The organism is Pantoea sp. R102, assembly GCF_004916815.1.
In the GTDB taxonomy this organism is placed as follows: Bacteria; Pseudomonadota; Gammaproteobacteria; order Enterobacterales; family Enterobacteriaceae; genus Pantoea; species Pantoea dispersa.
On record NZ_SDFT01000258.1, the window covers coordinates 1 to 4,044 of the forward strand.

At 58.4% G+C, this 4,044-nt stretch carries 5 protein-coding genes; 2 read left to right on the top strand and 3 right to left on the bottom strand.

What is annotated here, in order from left to right; translation table 11 throughout:
• Positions 1 to 1,078 (top strand): ATP-binding cassette domain-containing protein (locus ERD80_RS21185; RefSeq protein WP_136548436.1); only part of this gene is annotated, 1,078 nt, incomplete at its 5' end.
• Here ERD80_RS21185 and ERD80_RS21190 read toward each other — a convergent pair.
• From ERD80_RS21190 to rsuA, 3 genes are all read right to left on the bottom strand, one after another.
• A complete protein-coding gene (locus ERD80_RS21190; protein WP_021509254.1) occupies positions 1,072 to 1,398 on the bottom strand; it encodes a hypothetical protein in 327 nt (108 codons plus the stop codon). The genes ERD80_RS21185 and ERD80_RS21190 overlap by 7 nt on opposite strands.
• A gap of 331 nt (positions 1,399 to 1,729) precedes the next feature.
• Positions 1,730 to 2,923 (bottom strand): Bcr/CflA family multidrug efflux MFS transporter, encoded by a 1,194-nt coding sequence (locus ERD80_RS21195; protein WP_021509253.1) that lies wholly within the window; start codon positions 2,921 to 2,923, stop codon positions 1,730 to 1,732.
• Between the two features lie 12 nt (positions 2,924 to 2,935).
• Positions 2,936 to 3,658 carry a 16S rRNA pseudouridine(516) synthase RsuA gene (gene rsuA, locus ERD80_RS21200; RefSeq protein WP_021509252.1) on the bottom strand — a complete coding sequence of 241 codons (723 nt, stop codon included), beginning with the start codon at positions 3,656 to 3,658 and terminating at the stop codon, positions 2,936 to 2,938.
• Between the two features lie 225 nt (positions 3,659 to 3,883).
• Here rsuA and ERD80_RS21205 point away from each other — a divergent pair.
• Positions 3,884 to 4,044, top strand: a 161-nt coding sequence (locus ERD80_RS21205) for a DEAD/DEAH box helicase family protein (protein WP_168926307.1), incomplete at its 3' end; no start/stop codon positions are given.

The window sequence follows — 4,044 nt, forward strand, 5'->3', positions numbered from 1 at the left end:
GCTGATTGCCGATGAGCCCACCACGGCGCTGGACGTCACGGTGCAGGCACAGATTTTACAGCTGCTGCGCGAACTGCAGCGCGAACTGAACATGGGCATGCTGTTCATTACCCACAACCTGAACATTGTGCGTCAGCTGGCCCATAGCGTGACGGTGATGCGCAACGGGCGCGAGGTGGAACACAACCGCTGTGACGCACTATTTCGCCAGCCACAGCAGCCTTATACACGCGAGCTGCTGGCCGCCGAGCCGGACGGCGCACCGGTACCGCTGATCGACGCGCCGCCGCTGTTGCAGGTGAATAATTTGCAGGTGGGTTTCCCGATTCGCCGTGGACTGCTGAAGCGCACCGTGGCGGAAAAAACCGCGCTACACAATCTCAGTTTTACCCTGCGGCGCGGCGAAAGCCTCGGGTTAGTCGGCGAATCCGGGTCAGGCAAAAGCACCACCGGCCTGGCGCTGCTGCGCCTGATTGCTGCGCGCGGCGAGATCTGGTTCGACGGCCAGCCGCTGCATCAGCTGAGCGCGAAGCAGCTACTGCCGCTGCGCCAGCGCATTCAGGTGGTGTTTCAGGATCCCAACTCTTCACTCAATCCGCGCATGACGGTACAGCAGGTGATTGCCGAAGGGCTGGCGGTGCACCAGCCGCAGCTCAGCGCTGCCGAACAGGAAGCCAGAGTCATTGCGGTGATGGAAGAGGTTGGCCTGGAGGCAGCGAGCCGCAGTCGCTACCCGGCGGAATTCTCTGGCGGTCAGCGCCAGCGTATCGCCATCGCCCGCGCGCTGATCCTGCAGCCGCAGCTGATCGTGCTGGATGAACCCACCTCGTCGCTGGACCGCTCGGTGCAAAAGCAGATCCTCACCCTGCTGCGCCGTTTACAGCAGCAGCATCAGTTGGCGTATCTGTTTATCAGTCACGATTTGCAGGTGGTGCGCGCGCTGTGTCATCAGCTGGTGGTGTTGCGCCAGGGTGAAGTGGTGGAACAGGGTGAATGCGAAGCGCTGTTCAACGCGCCCGCAGCAGAGTATACGCGTCAGCTGCTGGCCTCCGCGCAGGGCGAGATCGGGCCTCAGTGACCGTCAAAGGTTTCGGCGATCGCCACGCCCTGATTTTTCAGACAACAGTTAGTGGCGCTCTCGTCGCCGCGCTGAATCAGCAAACACGGCTGCCCTTCACATTCGGCAATTTTGCACTCGACCTGAATCTGCGCCAGCGTTTCCTGTAGCTGCTGCAGGATCTCCAGCGCCGGATGGCCATCATGGCTCAGCAGGCGCAGCGCGACCAGATCCCCGTCATGCGCGCCGTTCGCTGCTTCCTGGCGTTCAATGGCGCCGGCATGTTCCAGCGACCAGCGGTAAAGTTGTGGTAAACGATGCACAACCGAGAGTTGCAGCATAGTGTTTCGGTTCCCAGAGACAGTAACGTTATTCACAACGGACGGCTTCATCGCGGTGAATCCCCACCTGGCAAGCTCAGCATACGGACGTCAAGGATAGCCTTCTCGTTTTAAGCACAAAGCGTGATGCAACTTTATTATTTGCGAGCTTTCTCGCATTTATGCCTATGTTTACCGCGTTACGCGGCGCTTAACAATCATTTTAGACGCAATGTCGTTACTTTTTTATCAATTAATTTTCACAATATGGAAACATTAAGCAGAGCGAGAGTGCGGAGAGGGGCAAATCAGGAGGTGAAATAACAGCGGGCTCAGCATAGACCCGCCGCCATCACGCGGTGTGGCGCGGACGGGCGGCGTAGCTGAACAGCACGATTGAGACGGTAGCGCACAGCGCGATGGTGGCGACCATCGGCCAGGCGCTGTTGACGCTGACCAGCGACAGTAGCGCGCCAACCAGCGCACCGACGCCAAAGCGCAGCGTACCGGCCAGCGAGGATGCGGTGCCGGCCATATGGGGAAATTCGTCAAGGATCACCGCCATCGCATTGGAGGAGACGGTCGATACGCAGCCAATAAACATTGCCACGCCAAACACCAGCGGCAGGAAACCGAGGTTGAGCGCGCTGACAATCAGCAGCCAGATGCCCATGGCAAACTGAATCAGCAGACCGAGGCGGAACATCGCCAGCGGTCCGAAACGGCGCACCGCGCGGCTGTTAATCAGCGTCATGACAAACAGAAACACCACGTTGAGGCCAAAGTAGTAGCCGAAATTCTGCGGCGACACATGGTTCACTTCAATGTAAACAAACGGCCCGGCGTTAAGAAAGGTAAACAGCCCGGCAAACGAGAAGCCGCTTGCCAGCATATAGCTGAAGGCGCGTTTGTGCCGCACCAGCGCGACAAAATTGCTCAGCGTGGTGCGCAGGTGAAAACGCTGCCGCTGCTCGGGCTTAAGCGTTTCGCGGATCTGCGTTACCACCAGCACGGTGGTAATCAGTGCGGCCAATGCCAGCGTCCAGAAGATGGCGTGCCAGTTCCACAGCAGCAGCAGCCAGCCGCCGATGATCGGGGCCAGCAGCGGCGCAATGGTGGTGATCAGCATGACAAACGACATCATGCGCGAGAAATCTTCTTTCGAATAACTGTCGCGCATCAGGGCGTTAATTACCACGCTGGCCGCGGCGGCGGAGAGCCCGTGCAGGAAACGCATCAGAATCAGCTGGTCAATGGATTGCGACAGCGCACAGGCTGCCGCCGCGCAGGCAAAAATCAGCGTGCCAAGCACAATCACCGGTTTACGTCCGTAGCTGTCCGCCAGCGGGCCATACACCAGCTGACCAATGGCGAAGCCGAGGATGTAGAGATTCAGCGTCATCTGTACGCTGCCGGCCGACACCGCGAATTCACGGGCGATTTGCGGCATTGCCGGCAGATACATATCAATGGAGAGCGGCATCAGCATCGCCAGCAATCCCAGAATCACCACTAATCCCACCGGTGAATTTTTTTCCTTACGCACCACTGTCTCCCGCTATTTGCGCTGTTTCAGTTCGTCCGGCAGGCCGATGCTGTTGATTTCCGCCTCGGTCAGTTCACGGTATTCGCCTTCACCGAGCTCCTCATCCAGCACAATCTCACCGATGCTTTCACGATGCAGCGCCGTGACGTGGTTGCCCATCGCCGCAAACATACGTTTCACCTGGTGATAGCGCCCTTCACTGAGGGTAAGGCGCGCGGCTTTCTCATCGAGGATTTCCAGCTGCGCCGGTTTGGTCAGATCTTTCTCGTTGTGCAGCTGAATGCCGGCAGCAAATTTTTCGATCAGCCCCGCGTCAAGCGGCTGCTCCAGTTCCACCAGGTAGGTTTTCTCCAGGTGATGGCGCGGAGAAGTAATGCGATGCGACCACTGACCATCATCGGTCAGCAGCACCAGCCCGGTGGTATCAATATCCAGCCGCCCTGCCGCGTGCAGTTTGAACGCCGCCGGCTCCTCAATGAAATAGAGAATGGTGGGATGATCCGGATCGTCGGTGGAGCAGACATAGCCCTGCGGTTTATTCAGCATGAAATAGCGCGGGCCCTGCTGCACCGTCAGCGGATTGCCGTCGTACTCTACGGCATCGTCCGGCAGGACTTTATACGCGGTGTCACGCACCACTTCGCCATTGATGGTGATCTTTCTGCCACGTATTTCACGGCCGGCGATGGCACGGCTAACTTCCAGTTGCTGAGATATGAATTTGTCGAGTCGCATGAATTCGCTTTTTTGCCTGTTACTGCGGAGGGGAACTGAAACGGCGTTTGCCCGGTAAATCATTTACAGCGTAGCGCGGCGGCCACGGCATAATTGAGAGCAGGGTTAACCGTTGAAAAAGTGTGGGCAGTATAGCCTGAACCTTTGCCTGCTAATAGTGCCGATCCTGCGTTTCAGCCACTTTCATGGCATAATGCGCGTCCGTTCCAGAAAAAGCCGGTTCCCATGTCGTTTACCCTGCGCCCCTATCAGCAAGAAGCCGTTGATGCCACCGTTGCCCATTTTCGCCGCCACGCCACGCCAGCGGTGATTGTGCTGCCGACCGGCGCCGGCAAAAGCCTGGTGATCGCCGAACTGGCGCGGCTGGCGCGCGGTCGCGTGCTGGT

Coding starts and splice junctions, on each gene's coding strand:
- ERD80_RS21190 (WP_021509254.1), bottom strand. CDS start 1,398: ATGCTGCAACTCTCGGTTGTGCATCGTTTACCACAACTTTACCGCTGG.
- rsuA (WP_021509252.1), bottom strand. CDS start 3,658: ATGCGACTCGACAAATTCATATCTCAGCAACTGGAAGTTAGCCGTGCC.